Below are 19408 nucleotides of genomic sequence, written 5' to 3'. Positions count from 1 at the left end.
GAGTTTGGACCGTGTCTCAGTTCCAATGTGGCCGATCACCCTCTCAGGTCGGCTACTGATCGTCGCCTTGGTAAGCCGTTACCTTACCAACTAGCTAATCAGACGCGGGTCCATCCTGTACCGCAAAAGCTTTGATATTTTTACCATGCGATAAAAACATGTTATCTCGTATTAGCATACCTTTCGGTATGTTATCCGTGTGTACAGGGCAGGTTACCCACGCGTTACTCACCCGTCCGCCGCTCTTTACCGAAGTAAATCGCTCGACTTGCATGTGTTAGGCACGCCGCCAGCGTTCATCCTGAGCCAGGATCAAACTCTCAAATAAAAGTTGTTACCTGCTCAGACTATCATTATCTGAATATCTGGCTTGGTTTGTTTTCGATTCTTTTAAGAATCAGTTATATAAATTAACCTACTGTTTAATTTTCAAAGTTCATTTTCGTTTTTGCCCTTTTCTTAAGGACAAGTAATACTATATCACCTTACATTTATATCGTCAACACTTTTTTAAAACTTTTTTAAAAAAATTATTATTATTTATATTTTAAACATAAATTAATATATCCAAAACTCTTGTATTTAAGAGAATTTCCAGTTAATTTGGTTTTATTTTTTATTGAAAAATTTTTTTAAAGTATATATACATTTACAAATTAGAGTATAATAGTAATATAGTATTAAAACCAGATACTAATTTTGTTATAATTTGTTGGTTTATTTACTTATTTATGTAAAAACGTTTAAAATGAATTATATATTCAACTTTAATTTATGGAGGTAAATTATGAATAATTATCTTAGAGAGCCAATTAATGGTTTCACACACCTTGCTGGTGCAATCTTATCCTTTATTGGTCTACTAGCATTGGTAATAAAAACAACATTAAATACCCCATCTACTTTAGAGCTAACAGCTGTAATAATATTTGGATTAAGTATGATTCTTCTATATGCAGCTTCTGCAACTTATCATTTAGTTATTTCTAGTGATAAGGTAATAGGATTTTTAAGAAGATTAGACCACGCTATGATATTTGTTTTAATAGCAGGTTCATATACACCATTTTGCTTGATAGCTTTAGATGGTCCTACTGGATGGATTTTATTTGGAGTTATAATGGCTACTGCTATTGCTGGCATATCTTTTAAATTAATTTGGTTTAACTGCCCTAGATGGATTTCAACAGCTATATATGTTGCTATGGGATGGATTTCTATATTTCTTATTAGTCCATTATATAAAGCTTTATCATTCCATGGACTTTCTTTACTTGTATTAGGTGGAGTTTTTTATACTATAGGAGCTTTAATATATGCAACTAAACCAAAATTTTTAGAATTTAAATACTTAGGTTTTCACGAAATCTTCCACATATTTATAATGCTTGGAAGTTTAACTCATTTTTTCTGTGTATTTAATTTTGTCATATAATAAAAAAGGAGAACTATCAGTTTTGATTAGTCTCCTTTTTTATTTATCTAAAGTATTATTTCTATTTTTGTACCACTACCTATATTGCTTTCTACTTTTATATCTCCATTATGAGCCTTTACAATATCTCTACTTATGGCCATACCTAAGCCTGATCCTTTATGAGCATAACCTGTATTAGTTCCTCTATAATATCTCTCAAATATATACTTAAGATCTTCTTCAGATATTCCCCTTCCATTATCTTCAATAATTATATGTGTCTTTTCATCCAAAATTATATTTACTTTTATACTTACATCTTCATTATTGTGAATAATAGAGTTGTATAAGAGGTTATTTATTGCTCTCTTCATTAGTAATTCATCTATTTTCAATACTATATTATCTTCTTTCAAATTAAAATCTATATATACATTATTATATTTAGGGTTGTTAAGTATATCTATAATACATCCTCTAACCAGTGATACTATATTATTTTCTTCCCTGGATATATTTGAATATCCATCTTTTAGCTTCATAGTTAAATTTAAATCATCAACTAATTCTTTTATATAGTTTGCCTTACTATCTATAATCTCTGCATATTGAGATACTTCATCTACTTCTATATCATATCCGCTAGACATTAATTCTGCATATCCTTTTATAGATGCTAAAGGTGTTTTTATATCATGAGAGATATTTGCTATCCACTCATTTCTCATGGATTCGATTTTTTTTCTTTCTCTTTCATTTGATTTTAATGTGTCTGCTAAATTATTCAATTTATTAAATACTGGCTTGTATATTCCTTTTTCTTTATAATATGATTCATAGTTTCCACCAGCTAGATCTTCAACTCCACCAATTATACTTTTTACAGGTTTAGTTAAAGATTTACTAAATATATACCCTATCACTGTAGCTACTATACAGTCTACTATTATAATCGCCAATATAACTTTTGATATTATATTTCTTAATGACTCAGATTCAGTAACTATACTAGTTCTACTCACCTTGTTCATTGGAAATCCAATTAGGTATGTATATGAGTAATTATTTATATTTTTTTCAGCAACTAAAACTGTAGATTTATTATCTTCTACTCCAGCATATTTATATGTATTTATTAACTGAACAGGTGTGTATTTATTTCGGATATTATTAGGTGCATTATACTTGTAAATTACACTTCCATCACTGTCTAATATTTGTATCCACATTTTATCTTTTTTTAATATTTCTTTACCTTTATCATTCACATAAACGTTATTTATATCATCTGTATCATTAAAAATATTTTTATTAAAATCTCTTACAAATGCCTCTACATTATTAAATATTCCATGTCCATTTTGTGAAGAATCCGCATTTATCATAACAGATATAAAAATAGCTATAGCTATATTTAATTGAACAACTATCATAGCTACTATTACAGTTGATAAAAGGTACTTTAAAGTCAATTTCCATTTCATACTAAATCATCCTTAGCTATCTATTCTTTTACTAAAAACTTATATCCAAGCCCTTTTACATTTATTATATATTCTGGCTTTGAAGGATTATCTTCTATCTTTTCTCTCAGTCTTCTTATATGAACCATTATGGTATTATCATATCCTATAAAATCATCTCCCCATACTTCATCACAAAACTTTTCTTTACTTATTATCTGATTTTTATGTTTTACCATATACATAAACATCTTTAATTCTTTAGGCTTTAATTCTAATAATTCTCCATTTTTCTTTACCTCTAAAGTCTGCTCATTCACTTCAAATGGCCCTACTTTTATAATATTATTATTTTTTTTTTCTTCTATATTAATTTGCTTCTTACTTCTTCTAAGTTGAATTTTTACCCTAAGTGCTAGTTCTTTTATGCTAAATGGCTTTGTTATATAATCATCAGCACCTATAGATAACCCTACTAATTTATCTAATTCTTCTCCTTTCGCTGATAAAAATAATACTGGTATGTCTGATGTTTGTCTTATTTTTTTACATACATCATATCCTTCGATATCCGGAAGCATAATATCTAGTATGGCTAAATCTGGATTTTCATTTTTGAATATTTCTAATCCATTAGTTCCATTATCAGCTATATAAATATTTTCAAATCCTTCTTTTTTAAGTGCCTTTTTTATTAGATTTAATATCTCTACTTCGTCATCTACTACTAATATCTTACTTTTTCTTATTAAAGACTCCACTTAAAACCCTCCTATCACTTCATATAATTTTTCTTACTACATATTATTTTTTAATTTTACGTTTTTTTATATTTAATTTATACCATATTTTATAACTTTTATTTCTAATGAAAAAAGAAAAGCATAACTAATGTTTTGCTTTTCTTTTTATTATTTCTAAATTATTTATATTTATATATTATCTTTCACTTAAAAAACTTCTCTTAGCTAAATTGTAAAATAATACTACTCCCACTACACTTGTCCCTATAAATACAGCCCATATACTTAATGGTAGTTTATATCTTATAATTGGAGTTGCATACATTCCTAATATAGGCCATTCTAAAACATTACTAACCATACCTCTAGCCTCCATAAAGTAAGGTATTGCCATACATGCTCCACCTATTAAAAATGGTACTATTGCATTTTTACTTATAGATGATAAAAATAATCCTAAAGCTGCTAGTAAGAATGATCCTATTATTATGTTGATAGTCATCATTAATATCATTTGAATTACTGTTATATTAGATCCGCTATTTCCAAAGTACCATAAATTCTTTAATGGAGTATCTAATCCTTTAAAGTTTAAGGATACTAATGCTCTTAATACCATTGTATATAATATTGAAAGATTTACTATGCTAGCACTTACTCCAGCTGCTATAAATTTACTTATAACTAACTGTTTCTTACCATTTTTTGTAGCTTTTATCAATCCATCCATGTTTGAATTATACTCTATAATAAAACTTCCTGAAAACATCATAAACATAGTTAATCCCATAAATGGAGCAAGGCCAAACCATTTAGAAAATAAATTTGCATATGTCTCATTAATATCAAAATTATAAGTAGAGCTATATGCTAAAAATATTGTTAACATCCAAACAATAATTACTCCAAACTTAAAATTCTTTTTTATCTCTGCCTTGACAACTGAGAACATGATTATACCTCCCTTGCATCTTCTAACTCAAAATAGAACATGTAAACATCTTCAAATCTTGGTTCTGTTAGTTTTGTATTTTCATATGATGGCGCTTTATCACTTATTATTCTTAGTTGAGTATCTTCAACACCACGATTTATACTTACTACTTTGTAGTTTCTTTGAATCTCATTTACTTCACTTTCATTTTTTGTAGTTATTGTATATACTTTACCTTTCATGTCTTCTAAAATTTCTCTATGAGTTCCTTTTAGAAGTAATTTACCATCTTTTATCATAATAGTTTCTTTAGCTACTGACTCTATATCAGAAATTATATGAGTTGAAAGTATTACTATTGTTTCCGTTCCTATATTTGATAATAAATTTCTAAATCTAGTTCTCTCCTGAGGGTCAAGACCTGCTGTTGGTTCATCTAATATTAATATCTTAGGGTTATTCAGTAATGCCTGTGCTATACCAACTCTTCTTTTCATTCCTCCAGAAAACTTAGACACATTCTTATTTCTTACTTCATAAAGACCTACTAATTTTAATAACTCATCTACTTTTTTCTTAGCTTCACTATTATTCATTCCTTTAAGCGCCGCCATGTACATTAAAAACTCTCTCGCTTTAAAGTTTTTATATGCATCAAAATCTTGTGGTAAATATCCAACTAAAGCTCTATATTCATCATCTAAAGATACTATATCTTTTTCGTTATATAATATTTTCCCGCTACTTGGTGTTGTTATAGTTGCTAATTGTTTCATTAAAGTTGATTTACCAGCTCCATTAGGACCTAATAAACCATATACTCCACTATTTAAAGTTAAACTTATATTTTCATTTGCATTTTTATGTTTATATGTTTTAGTTAAATTTACAATTTCTAATTTATTCATTTTTACTTCCTCCATATTTTTATTTATCTATTTAGTACTTTCTTAAATACGTAAACATTTAGTAGTATCCCAGATACAATTATTAATCCTAATGTACTTAAACAAGTTATAACTAAGTCAAAATTCATTGAAAATAATTTAATTTGACCCATATATGCAGTAGGTATAAAACTATTTTTTGAAAGTATATCTATAAAACTACATTGGTGTATTATCAGCATTAATTCATAAGGTAAAAATTTAAAAAATACCAGTATTTTTCCCATAGCTATAAATAAAATCGAACAAGATATAGATTGTATCGAGTTTTTCGTTATAAATGAAAATAAAGCTGAGAATATTGATATAGCTATAAATACTAAAGATATTACCCCTATTTCAGAGGCTATATATTGAACAATACTCATTTCTCTAACTAAACTTGCTATATTAGATATCCTATATGCTTGTAAGCCTCCATTTACAGGAGCCCCATATTGAATATATGTTGCTATAAAAGTTGCAATTAAATAAATTGCATAAACAATAATTGGTAAAATTATTGATATTAAAAGCTTTGAATTTAAAGCTTTATATTTGTTTTTAGATGATAAGATTATAGTATCTACATTTGATAATCTTTCATCTGTATATAAATTTGAAGAAAGTGTAACTATTATAGCTACGATAAGTAGTGTAGCTAAAGGAAAAGTTGCTCTATTTTCAAATACTTGATAGAATGTTACATCTTTATATTTTTCACCATTATCTTTACTTAGCTTTTCTTTTGACATTTTGCTAATTTGCTTTTCATTTTCATCTTTTAAACCATGAGTATTTTTATTAGCAATCGATTTTATCTCATTTACTTTATTGTCCAATTTTTCCTGTGCTATTACATCTCCTGGCCTTTTGTCTACTATATATTCATTTTTACTTTCATCGAAATATTCATTTTCAGTTTCTAACATGGGCTTTACAAATCCAATTTGTATAAATAAAAGTCCCATAAGTATAAGTGCTATTATTGAGGTTTTATTTTTAACTATTTTTTTTAATTCCCATCTTAACATGTTTGTTCTCCTCTCTTGTGATTACAAATTTATTATATATATCTAGATTTACACCATCATAAACTTAATCTTAAATAAACCTTACAATTCAAATTTTTCTTATTTAATATAAATTATCTGGCAAAATAAATAAGAGCAAAGCTATTTTTTGCATAACCTTGCTCTTATTTATATATTTTTTTAATTATTGTTATTTACTAAATCAACTATTTTTTGTCCTTGTTTTAGTAATTCATTATAATCATTTTCTTCTTTTATCTGATTTATTTTATCTTCTGTAATATCTTTATCTGAGATGTTAAAGTATTTCTTTAGTATTTTATATTGAGTTTCTCCATTTTTATCTTTACGATCTTCTATGCCTTTTTTCCAATTTATATCTATTTTATCCATTACCAACCCTAAAGCAGATCCCGTTTCATACTTCATTGATCTTTCTAAATAAGATGGCGATTCTGCTTGACCATTTGCAATATAATCATATGCCTGCATAAATGTAACATAGTATGGACTTTCTTTTTTTGCAAGTACAGTTAACTTTCCTCCTGTTAAATCACTATATTTATATTCAATGTATCTTGCAGTTCCTTCTATTGCTTCTGTGTTTGTTTCTACTACTAACTGTGGCCATTTTTTATATCTATAAGCACGTACAGTTGTCCATTGTTTTAGGTACTTCTTAACTTCTTCTTTGTTATTAGTTTCCATGCATTTATCTAAAAGCTTAAATTCTAATCCCATTAAAGCATAGTTTTCTTTATTTACTGGATAATTTTCTATATACTCTCCATCACCTTTATCATATGTCCAATCTTTTTGCTTATATGTATGGAATGATTCATGTAATAAAAATGAAGTAAAATCAAAATATAATTCTGGATTTTCTATCATTTTAGGGTGATATTTAAAATAAAAAATACTTTTACCATTAATATCTACAGTACCAAAATTTGAAGGCGCCCAGGTTGAAATCAGACTTATATCAAACTTACTTATTCTATAAACTTCTGGTAGATTTAAAGATTTAGGCATATTAATTTTCCTTGCAAGAAAGCTTTTTTCAATTCCTTTTACGTTAACCGCATAGGCATACTTTCTTATAATCCCTTTAACTTTATTAGTTCTTATTAGAATTATAGGCTCCTTATTTAATTTATATTTATTGTTCCATAATTTTTCACCATTTTCATTAAATTGTTTATATATACTTGATAACTGTACAAACATTTCTTTATCTACAGAATCAAATTCTTCATATTTAGTCTTATATACTTTATTTAATACAATGTTACTTAATATAGTTAATACTAACAAAACTATAATAGTTGAGATTATTATAAGTGCTTTACTAGGTTTTTTCTTCATTAATGGTTTATTTCTCCTTTTGTAATTTCTTCTAAAAATCATTTTTTCATAATAAATTTTTAATATGTATACTTTATTTTTCACATATGTTTATTCATTATATATAAATAAATTTAAATTTCTGTAAAATTAATCTTAAATAAACCTTACAATTCTTATTTTTCTTAATTAATATATAAAATATACTTTAAATAAAAAAAACGAACTCAATTGAGTTCGTTTTTTACTTCTATCTCATAGCTCTCATTGCATTTAATACTGCTATTAATGCAACACCAACATCTGCAAATATAGCTTCCCACATAGTAGCAACTCCACCTGCTCCTAATATTAAAACTATAGCTTTTACAGCTAATGCAAATATTATATTTTGCCATACTATCTTATTAGTTTTGTTTGCTATTTCTATTGCTTTAGAAATTTTGCTTGGTTCATCTGTCATTAAAACTACATCGGCAGCTTCTATAGCAGCATCTGAACCTAATCCTCCCATAGCTATACCTATATCAGCTCTAGCTAAAACTGGAGCGTCGTTTATTCCATCTCCAACAAATATAACTTTTTCTTTTTCTGATTTTCCTTCATATATTTTTTCTAGCTTATCTACTTTTTCATTAGGAAGTAGATTTGAGTATACTTTATCTACTCCAAGCTCTTTTGCTATAGCTGTAGCTACTTTTTCATTATCACCAGTTAACATTACAACATCTTTTATTCCTAATGATTTTAGATTTTTTATAGCTTTTTTACTATCTTCTTTTACTTCATCTGATATTACTATATATCCTCTATATATTTGATTGACAGCTATATAAACTACTGTTCCAACTTCTTTAGCTTTAGAATAGAATATATTCTCTTTTTTCATTAATTTTTCGTTACCTGCTAAAATAAGTTCATTATTGTAATTTATTTTTATTCCATAAGCTGCTATTTCTTCATAACTAGTTATTTTGTCTAAATCTACTTTTTTATCATAGTAACTTAATATTGATTTTGCTATTGGATGATTAGAGTTTGCCTCTGCAAAAGCAGCGTACTCTAATAATTTTTCTTCAGATATTCCAACTGCATTAACCTTAGTTACATTAAATACACCTTTTGTAAGTGTTCCTGTCTTATCAAACACAACTGTGTCAACATTTCTAAGTGCTTCTAAATAGTTACTTCCTTTTATTAATATACCATTTTTAGATGCAAATCCTATTCCACTAAAGAAACTAAGTGGTATAGATAAAACTAATGCACATGGACAAGATACTACTAAAAATACTAAACCTCTATATAGCCACTCACTAAATGTAGCTCCTGGTATTATAATTGGAGGTACAACTGCTACTAAAACAGCTCCTATAACTACTGCTGGTGTATAATATTTTGAGAACTTAGTTATAAAGTTTTCAGTTTTAGATTTTTTGCTACTTGCATTTTCAACTAAATCTAATATTTTAGAAACTGTTGATTCTTCAAATCCTTTTGTAACTTCTATAGTTAATAAGGCATTTTTATTTATAAATCCTGATAATACAGATTCTCCTTTTGATACTTCTCTTAATACAGATTCTCCTGTAAGTGCAGATGTATCTACCATTGAGTATCCATCTATAACTACACCATCTAGTGGAACTTTTTCTCCTGGTTTTACAACTATTACATCGCCTATTTTAACTTCTTCAGGAGAAACTACTTTAAGTTCTGATCCTTCTTTTAAGTTTGCATAATCTGGTCTTATCTTCATAAGTGATGTTATAGATCTTCTTGATTTTCCTACTGCTATACCTTGTAAGAATTCTCCTAATTGATAGAAAAGCATAACTCCTACTGCTTCTGGTAATTCACCAATTGCTAATGCTCCAATTGTTGCAATAGACATTAAGAAGTTTTCATCAAACACTTGACCTCTTATAGCATTTTTTAGTGCTTTTAATAAAACTTCTCCACCTACTATTACATATGCTATTATAAACATCGCATCTGCAAGTTTACTTTCAAATCCAGTTGCAATTTGATATATTCCAAATATATATACTAATGACCCTATTACTAACTTTATTATATCTTTTTTATTTATATCATTCTTTTCTTCTTTAACTTCTGATTTTTTAACATTACCATTTTCATTTTTTATTTGTATGTCTAAACCTGGTTCTGTTGCATTTACTATTCCTACTATTTTATTTATAGTCTCTTTTTCATCAAAAGATTTTCTTATATTTACTGTAAGTTTTTTGTTTATAAAATTTAAATTTGAAGAATCTATTTCTTCTAACTTAGATACTTTTTCATTTATTACTTCTGCACAATGAGCACAATTTAATCCACCTAATATTAATTCCCTTTTAATGACTTTAGAATTTGAAACTATTTCTATATCTAATCCTGGTTCTGTGTCATTTATTATCTTTATAGCCTTTTCTATAATTTCTTCCTCATTTACACCTTCTTGTATGTTTAATACAAGCTTTTTATTTATAAAGTTTAGATTTGATGATTCTACACCCTCTAGTTTAGATACTTTTTCATTTATTACTTCTGCACAATGAGCGCAGTTTAATCCACCTAGAATCAGCTCTTTTCTAATTATGCTACTAGCATCCATAACCCAATCCTCCTATCGTTTATATGTTTCTTGTATATGACATAAACCACAATCAAATATCTTACTTATGTGACAATCATCTAAAGAATAATAAACTACTTTTCCTTCTTTTCTAAATTTAACTAGCCTAGCTTGCTTTAGTACCCTTAGCTGATGAGATATTGCAGAATGAGTCATTCCTAATAAACTTGCAATATCACATACACACATTTCATTTGAAAATAATGCATATAAAATTTTTACTCTTGTTGTATCTCCAAATACCTTAAATAACTCTGCTAAGTCATAAAGCATCTCTTCTTCTGGCATTGATGTCTGAGCTCTTTTTACTATATCTTCATGAACCTCCTCGCAATTGCACGAGTTTAATTTTTCATTTATATTTTTACTCATATCTTAATTCCTCCAAATTAATAACAATATATGAATAATTGTTCATATATATAATTATATGCCCATGTCCAAATTTTTGCAACTAATATTAACTATTTTTTTATAAAATGCACATAATAGCATTTTTAGTAATATATATATTATTAAAGTGAATTGTTATTTAGTAAGTAATACTTTAGGAGGGATGATTTACTATGAGTTTTGATAATTTCTCACACAAACAAAATGGCGATATGGATCCTAATTATATATACCCTACACCTTATATAGATCCTATGATGTATGTTAATCCTTATTATAATCAACGCCCAATGGACTACGGTAATTCTGGGTACTATATGACTTATATGAATCCTTATATCAATTATCCTGTGATGGATAATCAATATGCAATGTTAGATAATGATTTCTATTTTGATGATATGGATATGGAAACTATGTATATGGATCAAGATATGAATATGATGCCTCAGATGCCGGGTAACATGCCTATGATGCCTAATATGATGGGTAGTATGCCTATGATGCCCCAGATGATGGGTTGTATGCCTATGATGCCTAATATGATGATGCCTATGATACCAGGCATGATGTATAATCCTTATATGATGATGGGTATGATGCCTCAAATAAACATGGAAGAATTTGATGAGGAAGAAATGTAAATTTTTTTAATTTAATTGTTATAAAATTTTAAAACTTGTCCAAAATAATAATGTATTCCTCATAATATTCCCCCAATATTATAAATACAGAATAAAGCCACTGACAGTTAAGTCGTGGCTTTATTTTTTATCAATAATTTACTATTCTAAGAAATAATCAAAGTCATCTGCACCAGATTCTACGAAATCATAAAGTACATTTTCCTCAAAATACATTTCTTCTTTAATCTCTATATAGTCAGAATAATTACATTGAAGTAATTTGTTTATATATTTTTTATCTCTATTATTGTAAGTTCCTACAAAAAACTCATTACCTATTTGATAATAAATAGCTTTTATGTCATTACTTATAAGGTACACTTCTTTTGCTACATGATGGTTATCAAAATTAAATCTAGTGAAGAATGTCCCCTCTTCCATATCACTTCTTAATAAAAATGGATTATCTATATAAAACTTTTCTATAAACTCTTCCTTATTTTTCAAGCTATAAATGCTTACAAACTCTTCTTTTGATATTTCATCAAAAACTTCAAAGTCAAAAATTCCTTCTTTATCTCCTACTAAAATAGAGTTTATCTTAAATCCATTTTCTTCTTTTGATATACTAAAAGCTATTCTACATATATAATATCCATCACTATCTTCGTAAAGTGCTTCGCTTATATACCTTTCATTACCTTTTGGTATTACTTTATTTTTTAGAAGTGTTCCATTTATATTTGTAATATGCATATTACTTATCTCTTCACTTCCTGAGAAATATCTTAAGCTTTCTCTATCCCATGCTATAAATCTCATAGTCATATAATTTATAAATTCTACTTCATCAGTAATTTTCTTGCAAATTTTAGGATATATGTCTTCAAGTTTTAATTTTGGTTCATAATTTTCTATAATATCTATATACTCTTTTACCTCTCCTGGTAATGGTTTTTCATAGTAAGAATTTTTATTTCCATAGTAATTAACTAGAAATAAAGCTTCTTCTTCTGATATATCTATTCTATCAGCTCCCAATCCACCCATTAACCTTTCTTCTTCTCTATGAGATTCTTCTATAGTAGGATTTTTTAAGCTTACATAGTCTGCTAACCCAAGTCCTTCTGAATCTAACAAAAAGTATTGATATATCTTATCATTTTTTTCTTGCCATATTATTAAAAGTCCCATACTTCCCATTAATCTAGAATTGGTTACCTTTGCATATTTGAATTTCACAAAATCACTTCCTTATTGGAGATATTTATTTAATAAATTTTTTTAATATCAATATAATTTCTTATTAATACATATGTTATAAATAACATATAATCTCATAAGATATTTTACAATTAGATTTTAACTATTAACTATAAATTATAATATAAAATAATAAAATCTACCAAAAAAAATTTAAATTTATTTTGTATAAGTTCACAACTTAAATAAATTTTGTAATATAATAAAATAAATGTTTAATAGAGGTGATATTAATGAGAAATATAGCAGCTTTTTTTGATATAGATGGTACTCTATATAGAGACTCTCTTATGGTTGAACATTTTAAAAAGCTCATTAAGTATGACATAATAGATCAAAAAGCATGGTACGATAATGCAAGAGATGCTTTTATGAATTGGGATAAAAGACAAGGTAATTATGATGATTATCTAGATGATGTTTGTAATTTATATGTAGAATCTCTAATTGGACTTGATAAAAATTATATTGATTTTACTAGTGACCAAGTTATAAAGCTTAAATCAGATAGAGTGTATAAATACACTCGTTCAAGAATAAAATGGCACTTAGAAAATAATCACATAGTAATATTTATATCTGGTAGTCCTGATTTCTTAGTTGGAAAAATGGCTGAAAAATATAATGTTACTGATTTTATAGGAAGTAATTATGTTTTTGAAAATGGAACGTTCAATGGCACAGTAATTCCTATGTGGGACTCTAAAAGTAAGAACACTGCTATTGATGACTTCGTAAAAAAATATAATATAGACTTATCTATTTCTTATGCTTACGGAGATACAAATGGTGATATTAATATGTTAAGAAGAGTTGGCAACCCTATAGCTATAAATCCAACTAAAGAACTTCTAAATCATATAGCAAAAGATCCTGTTATATCTAATGCTGCTAAAATAGTAGTCGAAAGAAAAGATATAATATATTCACTTTCTCCGAATGTAGATATCCTTAGTATATAACATAAATTTAATTATCGAATTTAGATAATTTTCAATAATAAATATTTGAAAAGTCCTTGATATAATAATTCTTGGACTTTTTAACTTATTAAAGGAGGTTAATATGAATTCTAAAGAAAATAATTCAAGTAAAAACTTAGAAGATTCTATAGAAAAGCTTAGTAAAAACTTATATCTTGAATCACCTGACTTGTGGATTGAGTTTTCAGGAAAAGTAAATGATAATATTTTCGATGAAATGGTGCTGTTCTTTGCTATTAAATATAATTATAAATCAATAGTAGAACATGCTATAAGCAATAACCTTATAGACCTAAATGCACCTTCTAGAAATAATGATTATCCTAATATAAAAGAACATCTTATTTTCATAGCAAAACAAAATAAGTCTTTAGATATACTTAACTATCTTGAAGCTTCTTCATCTTGTAATAATATTGATAAAGATACAATAGTGAAAAAAATAGACGATTCTACATCTAATTCAAATGCCAATAAAGGAAATAAATATTTTCCTAGATATCTTTGTGATCATTGTAATCACAATATTTTTGAATCTGGGTATAGAGTTTCTGAGTCTATAGAGTATAAATATTCATTAGAAAATGATAAACCCATAGAAGTTTCTAGAAAACTATCTAACTTAGTAGTGTGCTGCAATTGTAATAAAGATCTTAAGGATATATCTATTGAGAGCTTAAATGAATTATGTTCTATACAAAATTGTACGAATTGTGGTTCAAATTTAACTGTAGTTGGAATCACAGATAAGTCTAAAATGTCATTTGATAATAATCTAGGTAAATTTTCTAATATATCTAAGTCTTATCACTGTTCTAAGTGTGACTCAAAAATTAGTGAAAAGCAAAGAGAATTTTTTAATATAGTTAGATAGAAACTAATTGTATTCTATGAAGTATTCTCGCTAAATTTATATAATAAAATTTATAAAATAAGGAGCATCTTTAGATTGATATAATCATTCTAAGATGCTCCTTTTTATAAATTTATATATTTTTTAATATTTTTTTAAGCTTATTATTGTAATACTCTATAAACAAACTATAAATATGGTCATATACTAAAAATGTGACTTCAAAAAACACTATTGTAAAAATATTTATAGGTATATATACAAATTCTTTTATTATAAAAAACACAATGCCTATTGAAATATTGGCAAATACTAATTTTAATATATATTCAATGTATATTGATCTATCTTGTTCTATTATATATTTGAATAGTCCATACAATCCAAAAGTAAATATATATAAAATCCATTGAAACTTATTAGCCATAACAAAAAAGCTTAGTGTAAACACTCCTAAATAAAATACAACTCCCATTTTAGGACCAAACTCCATTATAATTATAGAAATTACTAGTGAGGCAATTCCCATTAAAAATAATGTATTTATAGGTATTATATTTATAAGCATTAATAAAATTATGTTTATTGCTAATAAAACTCCTCCTAAAGCTATTTTTTTACTCATATTAATACCCTTAGAAGCAATCTACCAAGTCACCACCACAGCACTCACAACAAGAATCTAAACACCATAGCTTCATACAATCTTCACAACAATCATCTCCACAACAGCAACAACAATCATCACAGCAACAACAACAGCAACCGTCTAGGTCTGAACGTCTTCTTCTGTTGTATCTATATGATCTATCTCTATAATCATCTCTGTAGAAGTTGTATTGTTTTAAAGCTTTTTCATATTCAGGATTACCAGGTTCTATGGCATTAGCTTTTTTTATACATTCTTCACCTTCTTCATAGTATCCTATATTCATAGCAGATACTCCATTTAGGTAATACCAATTTGCACATCTATCTTTCATTTTATTTAATAGCTCATGTGCCTTTTCAAAATCTTTGTTATTCATTAACTTAATTATGGGGCTAAACATTTCATTATTATAAGTATTACTGTACATTTACTTCACACCCTTTTTCTAATATATTTTGGTATCTAAGATATACTCCTGAATACACTATATTTTCTATTATTCCTCTATTTATCTTTATATCCAAATTATCTATACTATTAGACAACATTCCTAAAGACATGCTTATAAGTTTATCTACTCTTGTTTTTAGTTCATCTTTTTTATTTATATATTCTATAAATGGATTGTACCTACCTTTTTTGTAGTCTTTTTCTAAATCTTCATAAGCATCAAGTATATATATATACTTACCTACATTAAATCCAATTCTTCTTAAATCATCCTCGAACTCATCTTCTTTATACGCAAAAATCTCTGCCATAAGATTTCCAAAAGTATTCGATACCATATCTATATTAGTATTATTTTCTTTTTCTAATTTATATAAATGATCTAGCTGAGATTTTATTATATCAGCTTTCTTGGGATATTTTTCATAAGCTAATTTAAGCTTTTTCTTATATATACTATATGCTAATTTATCTTTTATACCATTATCATCTCTTAAATTATCTTCTAATTTATAATATGTCAGAAGCACATTCATACTTGCTGCATACTCTGTAATTTCATTTGTTATTTTCTTTTTCTTTTTGAATGGATTTACTATACATCCTTCTTCTATAACCAAAGACTTAGGTCTATATACTGAAGTTAAAACCAATATTAAAAATGTTATATCATAATTTAGAGATAGTCTTGATATCTCTCCATGATTATCTTTTAGATATTTGCATAACCCACAGTAATATCCTCTATAATGCTCATATTCTCTAAATGTTAGGTCCATTTTATTAACTTTTACATAACCAAACATATTTTTATCCTCTCTAATAGTTTATTTAATTTACTTTTAGATATTTATAATTTCTACATATATATCTTCAAATTTTATTAATTCATTATCTATTATATTTAAAACTTCCTCGTTAGAATCTATATATAATTTTACCATAGTAGTAGGTAGCTTAAACCTTTTTGGCCCTACTGATCCCGGATTTATATATATTGTATTTCTTTCTTTAGTTATAGATAATTTATGGGAATGACCATATATAACGATATCAAAATCCTGATTCTTTAAGTCTATATCTTTATCTTTTATATTATGTATTAAATATATTTTTTTACCTAATACATTTAATATTTCTTTTTCCTTGATATCTAAACTTTCTATATCTTTATCGCAATTACCTCTTACTGCCTTTACTTTAGCTATATTTTCTAAATCTCTGAGTAATTTTATATTTCCTATATCACCTGCATGAATTATAAGATTACAATTTTTTAAGTTAGCTAACACTTCTTTTCTCAAAAGTCCATGTGTATCTGATATAACTCCAACAATCATTATATTATCTCCTATGTATTTATATCTTATATAATAAACCTTTTTTGTATATTTTAAAATAAGCTAGCAGAAATTATCTACTAGCTTACTCTAGATTATTATTTGATAATATTTGTATCTAAATACTCATAATATAAATTTATTTGTATCACCAAAAGTATCTTCAATTGTAACTACATCTAGCCCTTTATATTCCTTAAATAACCACTTTATGTCCTTCATAGCTTGATTTACTTGATTGCTGCTTAAGTTATTTATAAAATACTCTTTTCTCATATCCTTATAACTATTATCTGTTAAAAAGTTCCTTATTACTGTAAATGCGAGTACATTTGGTACACTACTTTCTGAACCTTTTTTGTGGCCTTTTTTTCTTGTATACATTCTCATTTTATACTCCTCCAAGATATATTAATCTTAGTTAAAGTATATATATCTTTGACTTTATGTATTACTATACTTTTATTTTTCTTTGCTTATTATATCTATAAATATATCTGTAATCTTAGGATCAAATTGGGTACCTCTACAATACATCATTTCTTTTATAGCATCTTCTTTATTTTTTACTATATTATATCCTCTATCATTAGTCATAGCATCATAAGAATCTACTATATTTACTATTCTAGCCATAATAGGAATTTCTTCTCCTCTAAGGCCCAGTGGATACCCTTTACCATCATATCTTTCATGATGTGCGAGAATACCTATAGCAACATGTGATAGTTCACTTGATGTTTGAAGTATTCTGTACCCTTTTTCTGTATGAGATTTTATTATATTAAATTCATCTTCAGTTAATTTTCCTTTTTTTAAGAGTATCTCTTCACTGATACCTATTTTTCCTATATCATGTAACTTTGTTACTAATTCTAGTTCATCTAATTGAACAGTTGTAAATCCTAACCTTTTTCCTATTTTGATTGCATAATTTGTTAGTCTTTGAGTATGTTGTTCAGTTTCTAAATTTTTTTCTTGAAGAGATTTATTTAATGAAAATATTATGGAATTTCTTACACTTTTAGAATTTAAAAGCTTTTGTCTATATAACTTTTCTTCTGCTTCTTGGAGATTTGTATAAATATCTTCACCTAAACAATTTTTTATAGATGATCCTAAAGAAATACTCATGTCAATAAGATTAAAGTCACCTTTTTCACATTCATCAATTATTTTAGATGTCGCTTCTTCACATTTTTGTTCATCACAATTTGGTATAAGTATAACAAATTCATCGCCACCCCACCTAAATATGAAGTCTTCCTCTCTAGTTACACTTTTTAATATCTTAGCCATTTCCTTTAATAATCTATCTCCTTCAAGATGACCAAATGTATCATTTATAACTTTTAAACCATTAACATCTCCCATTATAACTCCTATAGGAAGATGTTCGATATTATTTAATTCTTCTTTTTTCTCCTCAAAACAAGCTCTATTGTATACCCCTGTTAAACTATCTGTAAAGCTAAGTTTCATTAGTTTTTCTTTTAGTTCTGTTTTTTCAGTAACATCACTAGATATACCTACTATTCCCCATACTTGACCTTGTTCATCTATCACAGGTACTTTTATAGTTTCTTCTATTATTTCTCTACCATCTTGACCGTTGATTCTTCGCTCGACCACTTTCATCTTTTTACTTTCTATTATTGCTTTATCTTCTTCCATAAATCCCCTAGCTACTTCTTCAGATACAGTTTGTGTTTCAATATCATTCTTTCCTATCATACTTCCTATTCCTAGTGCATCATAATGTTCTTTCCATTTTTTGTTATACCCTATATATTTACTGTCTCTATCTTTATAGAAAATGTATTGTGGCAATGTATCTATTATTGTTCTTAATATATTTTCTCTCTCTTCTAATTTACTTTGTTCTTCCTTTAAAGGTGTTATATCTATTAACATACCCATTACACCTATTATTTCTTCGTATTCATTTATATAAGGAGTAACATAACACTGACTAAATTTACCATTTATGCACACTTCAAAATTCTTAGGCTCTTTAGTCATAATTACAGACTTAAAATCTTCATTACATATATCATTGTTGCTACACTCTAAACATTTGTTATTTATTACACTTATATCTTCATTATTTCTAAAGTTGTATATATGTTTAAATGCCTTGTTCGTGGCAATTAATTTTCCATCTAAATTTTTTATCCATATTGGAAATGGTATATTATCCATTATTATATTATTACTAGTTTGTGTATCTTCTTTCTCGGTTTTTAATAACATTACCCCTCTCCCCCTGCTTATTACTACCTAAATAATATTATAAAATAATGATTTTTATATTTCTACATATATTAAATATATTAGATCATAAAA

Annotated in this window: 19 protein-coding genes and 1 rRNA gene; 4 read left to right on the top strand and 16 right to left on the bottom strand. The window is 26.7% G+C overall.

What is annotated here, in order from left to right:
* Positions 1-328 (bottom strand): 16S ribosomal RNA (locus I2H23_RS11705); the annotation flags it as partial.
* Positions 329-787: 459 nt separating this feature from the next.
* Here I2H23_RS11705 and trhA point away from each other — a divergent pair.
* Entirely contained in the window at positions 788-1435 is a 648-nt protein-coding gene (trhA, locus tag I2H23_RS11700) for a PAQR family membrane homeostasis protein TrhA (RefSeq protein WP_092922126.1), read from the top strand.
* 47 nt (positions 1436-1482) lie between these two features.
* Here the strand turns inward: trhA and I2H23_RS11695 are convergent, their stop codons facing one another.
* From I2H23_RS11695 to I2H23_RS11660, 8 genes are all read right to left on the bottom strand, one after another.
* Positions 1483-2901 (bottom strand): HAMP domain-containing sensor histidine kinase, encoded by a 1419-nt coding sequence (locus I2H23_RS11695; RefSeq protein WP_195581672.1) that lies wholly within the window; start codon positions 2899-2901, stop codon positions 1483-1485.
* Positions 2902-2921: 20 nt separating this feature from the next.
* Positions 2922-3641 (bottom strand): response regulator transcription factor, encoded by a 720-nt coding sequence (locus tag I2H23_RS11690; RefSeq protein WP_195581671.1) that lies wholly within the window; start codon positions 3639-3641, stop codon positions 2922-2924.
* A gap of 178 nt (positions 3642-3819) precedes the next feature.
* Positions 3820-4575 (bottom strand): hypothetical protein, encoded by a 756-nt coding sequence (locus I2H23_RS11685; RefSeq protein WP_092922117.1) that lies wholly within the window; start codon positions 4573-4575, stop codon positions 3820-3822.
* 2 nt (positions 4576-4577) lie between these two features.
* Positions 4578-5465 (bottom strand): ABC transporter ATP-binding protein, encoded by an 888-nt coding sequence (locus I2H23_RS11680; RefSeq protein ID WP_092922114.1) that lies wholly within the window; start codon positions 5463-5465, stop codon positions 4578-4580.
* Positions 5466-5488: 23 nt separating this feature from the next.
* Positions 5489-6517 (bottom strand): hypothetical protein, encoded by a 1029-nt coding sequence (locus I2H23_RS11675; RefSeq protein WP_166506068.1) that lies wholly within the window; start codon positions 6515-6517, stop codon positions 5489-5491.
* Positions 6518-6697: 180 nt separating this feature from the next.
* The gene (locus tag I2H23_RS11670; RefSeq protein ID WP_195581670.1) at positions 6698-7882 is read right to left on the bottom strand and encodes a hypothetical protein; all 1185 of its coding nucleotides are present in this window, start codon (positions 7880-7882) and stop codon (positions 6698-6700) included.
* A gap of 229 nt (positions 7883-8111) precedes the next feature.
* Entirely contained in the window at positions 8112-10481 is a 2370-nt protein-coding gene (locus I2H23_RS11665; protein WP_195238510.1) for a heavy metal translocating P-type ATPase, read from the bottom strand.
* 12 nt (positions 10482-10493) lie between these two features.
* Positions 10494-10874, bottom strand: coding sequence for an ArsR/SmtB family transcription factor (locus tag I2H23_RS11660; RefSeq protein ID WP_207733588.1), 381 nt, complete (start codon positions 10872-10874; stop codon positions 10494-10496).
* Between the two features lie 194 nt (positions 10875-11068).
* Here I2H23_RS11660 and I2H23_RS11655 point away from each other — a divergent pair, with 194 nt between their 5' ends.
* On the top strand, positions 11069-11539 hold the full coding sequence (locus tag I2H23_RS11655; protein ID WP_176579623.1) for a hypothetical protein: 471 nt from the start codon (positions 11069-11071) through the stop codon (positions 11537-11539).
* Positions 11540-11680: 141 nt separating this feature from the next.
* Here the strand turns inward: I2H23_RS11655 and I2H23_RS11650 are convergent, their stop codons facing one another.
* Positions 11681-12763, bottom strand: a complete 1083-nt coding sequence (locus tag I2H23_RS11650; protein WP_166506070.1) for a hypothetical protein — start codon at positions 12761-12763, stop codon at positions 11681-11683.
* 254 nt (positions 12764-13017) lie between these two features.
* On the opposite strand from I2H23_RS11650, the gene I2H23_RS11645 reads away from it, so the two are divergent.
* Both I2H23_RS11645 and I2H23_RS11640 read left to right on the top strand, forming a co-directional pair.
* On the top strand, positions 13018-13746 hold the full coding sequence (locus I2H23_RS11645) for an HAD family hydrolase (RefSeq protein WP_092922100.1): 729 nt from the start codon (positions 13018-13020) through the stop codon (positions 13744-13746).
* Positions 13747-13849: 103 nt separating this feature from the next.
* Positions 13850-14641: a hypothetical protein gene (locus I2H23_RS11640; RefSeq protein WP_092922097.1), complete on the top strand. Its 792-nt coding sequence runs from the start codon at positions 13850-13852 to the stop codon at positions 14639-14641.
* 112 nt (positions 14642-14753) lie between these two features.
* On the opposite strand, the gene I2H23_RS11635 is transcribed toward I2H23_RS11640, so the two are convergent.
* From I2H23_RS11635 to I2H23_RS11610, 6 genes are all read right to left on the bottom strand, one after another.
* Positions 14754-15245 carry a hypothetical protein gene (locus tag I2H23_RS11635; protein WP_092922094.1) on the bottom strand — a complete coding sequence of 164 codons (492 nt, stop codon included), beginning with the start codon at positions 15243-15245 and terminating at the stop codon, positions 14754-14756.
* A gap of 10 nt (positions 15246-15255) precedes the next feature.
* Positions 15256-15699 (bottom strand): tetratricopeptide repeat protein, encoded by a 444-nt coding sequence (locus tag I2H23_RS11630; RefSeq protein ID WP_166506072.1) that lies wholly within the window; start codon positions 15697-15699, stop codon positions 15256-15258.
* Positions 15689-16528, bottom strand: coding sequence for a DUF5685 family protein (locus I2H23_RS11625; RefSeq protein ID WP_092922088.1), 840 nt, complete (start codon positions 16526-16528; stop codon positions 15689-15691). Before I2H23_RS11625 ends, I2H23_RS11630 begins: the two co-directional genes overlap by 11 nt.
* A 36-nt stretch (positions 16529-16564) precedes the next feature.
* Positions 16565-17062, bottom strand: a complete 498-nt coding sequence (locus I2H23_RS11620) for a metallophosphoesterase family protein (protein ID WP_166506073.1) — start codon at positions 17060-17062, stop codon at positions 16565-16567.
* Positions 17063-17188: 126 nt separating this feature from the next.
* Entirely contained in the window at positions 17189-17452 is a 264-nt protein-coding gene (locus I2H23_RS11615; protein WP_092922082.1) for a hypothetical protein, read from the bottom strand.
* A gap of 72 nt (positions 17453-17524) precedes the next feature.
* A complete protein-coding gene (locus I2H23_RS11610) occupies positions 17525-19315 on the bottom strand; it encodes an HD domain-containing phosphohydrolase (protein WP_243248292.1) in 1791 nt (596 codons plus the stop codon).
* Positions 19316-19408 lie beyond the last annotated feature (93 nt).

The sequence above is a fragment of the Romboutsia sp. BSD2780061687b_171204_C1 genome (assembly GCF_015560225.1).
In the GTDB taxonomy this organism is placed as follows: domain Bacteria; phylum Bacillota; class Clostridia; order Peptostreptococcales; family Peptostreptococcaceae; genus Romboutsia_C; species Romboutsia_C hominis.
This window is presented reverse-complemented; position numbering and strand designations above follow the sequence as displayed.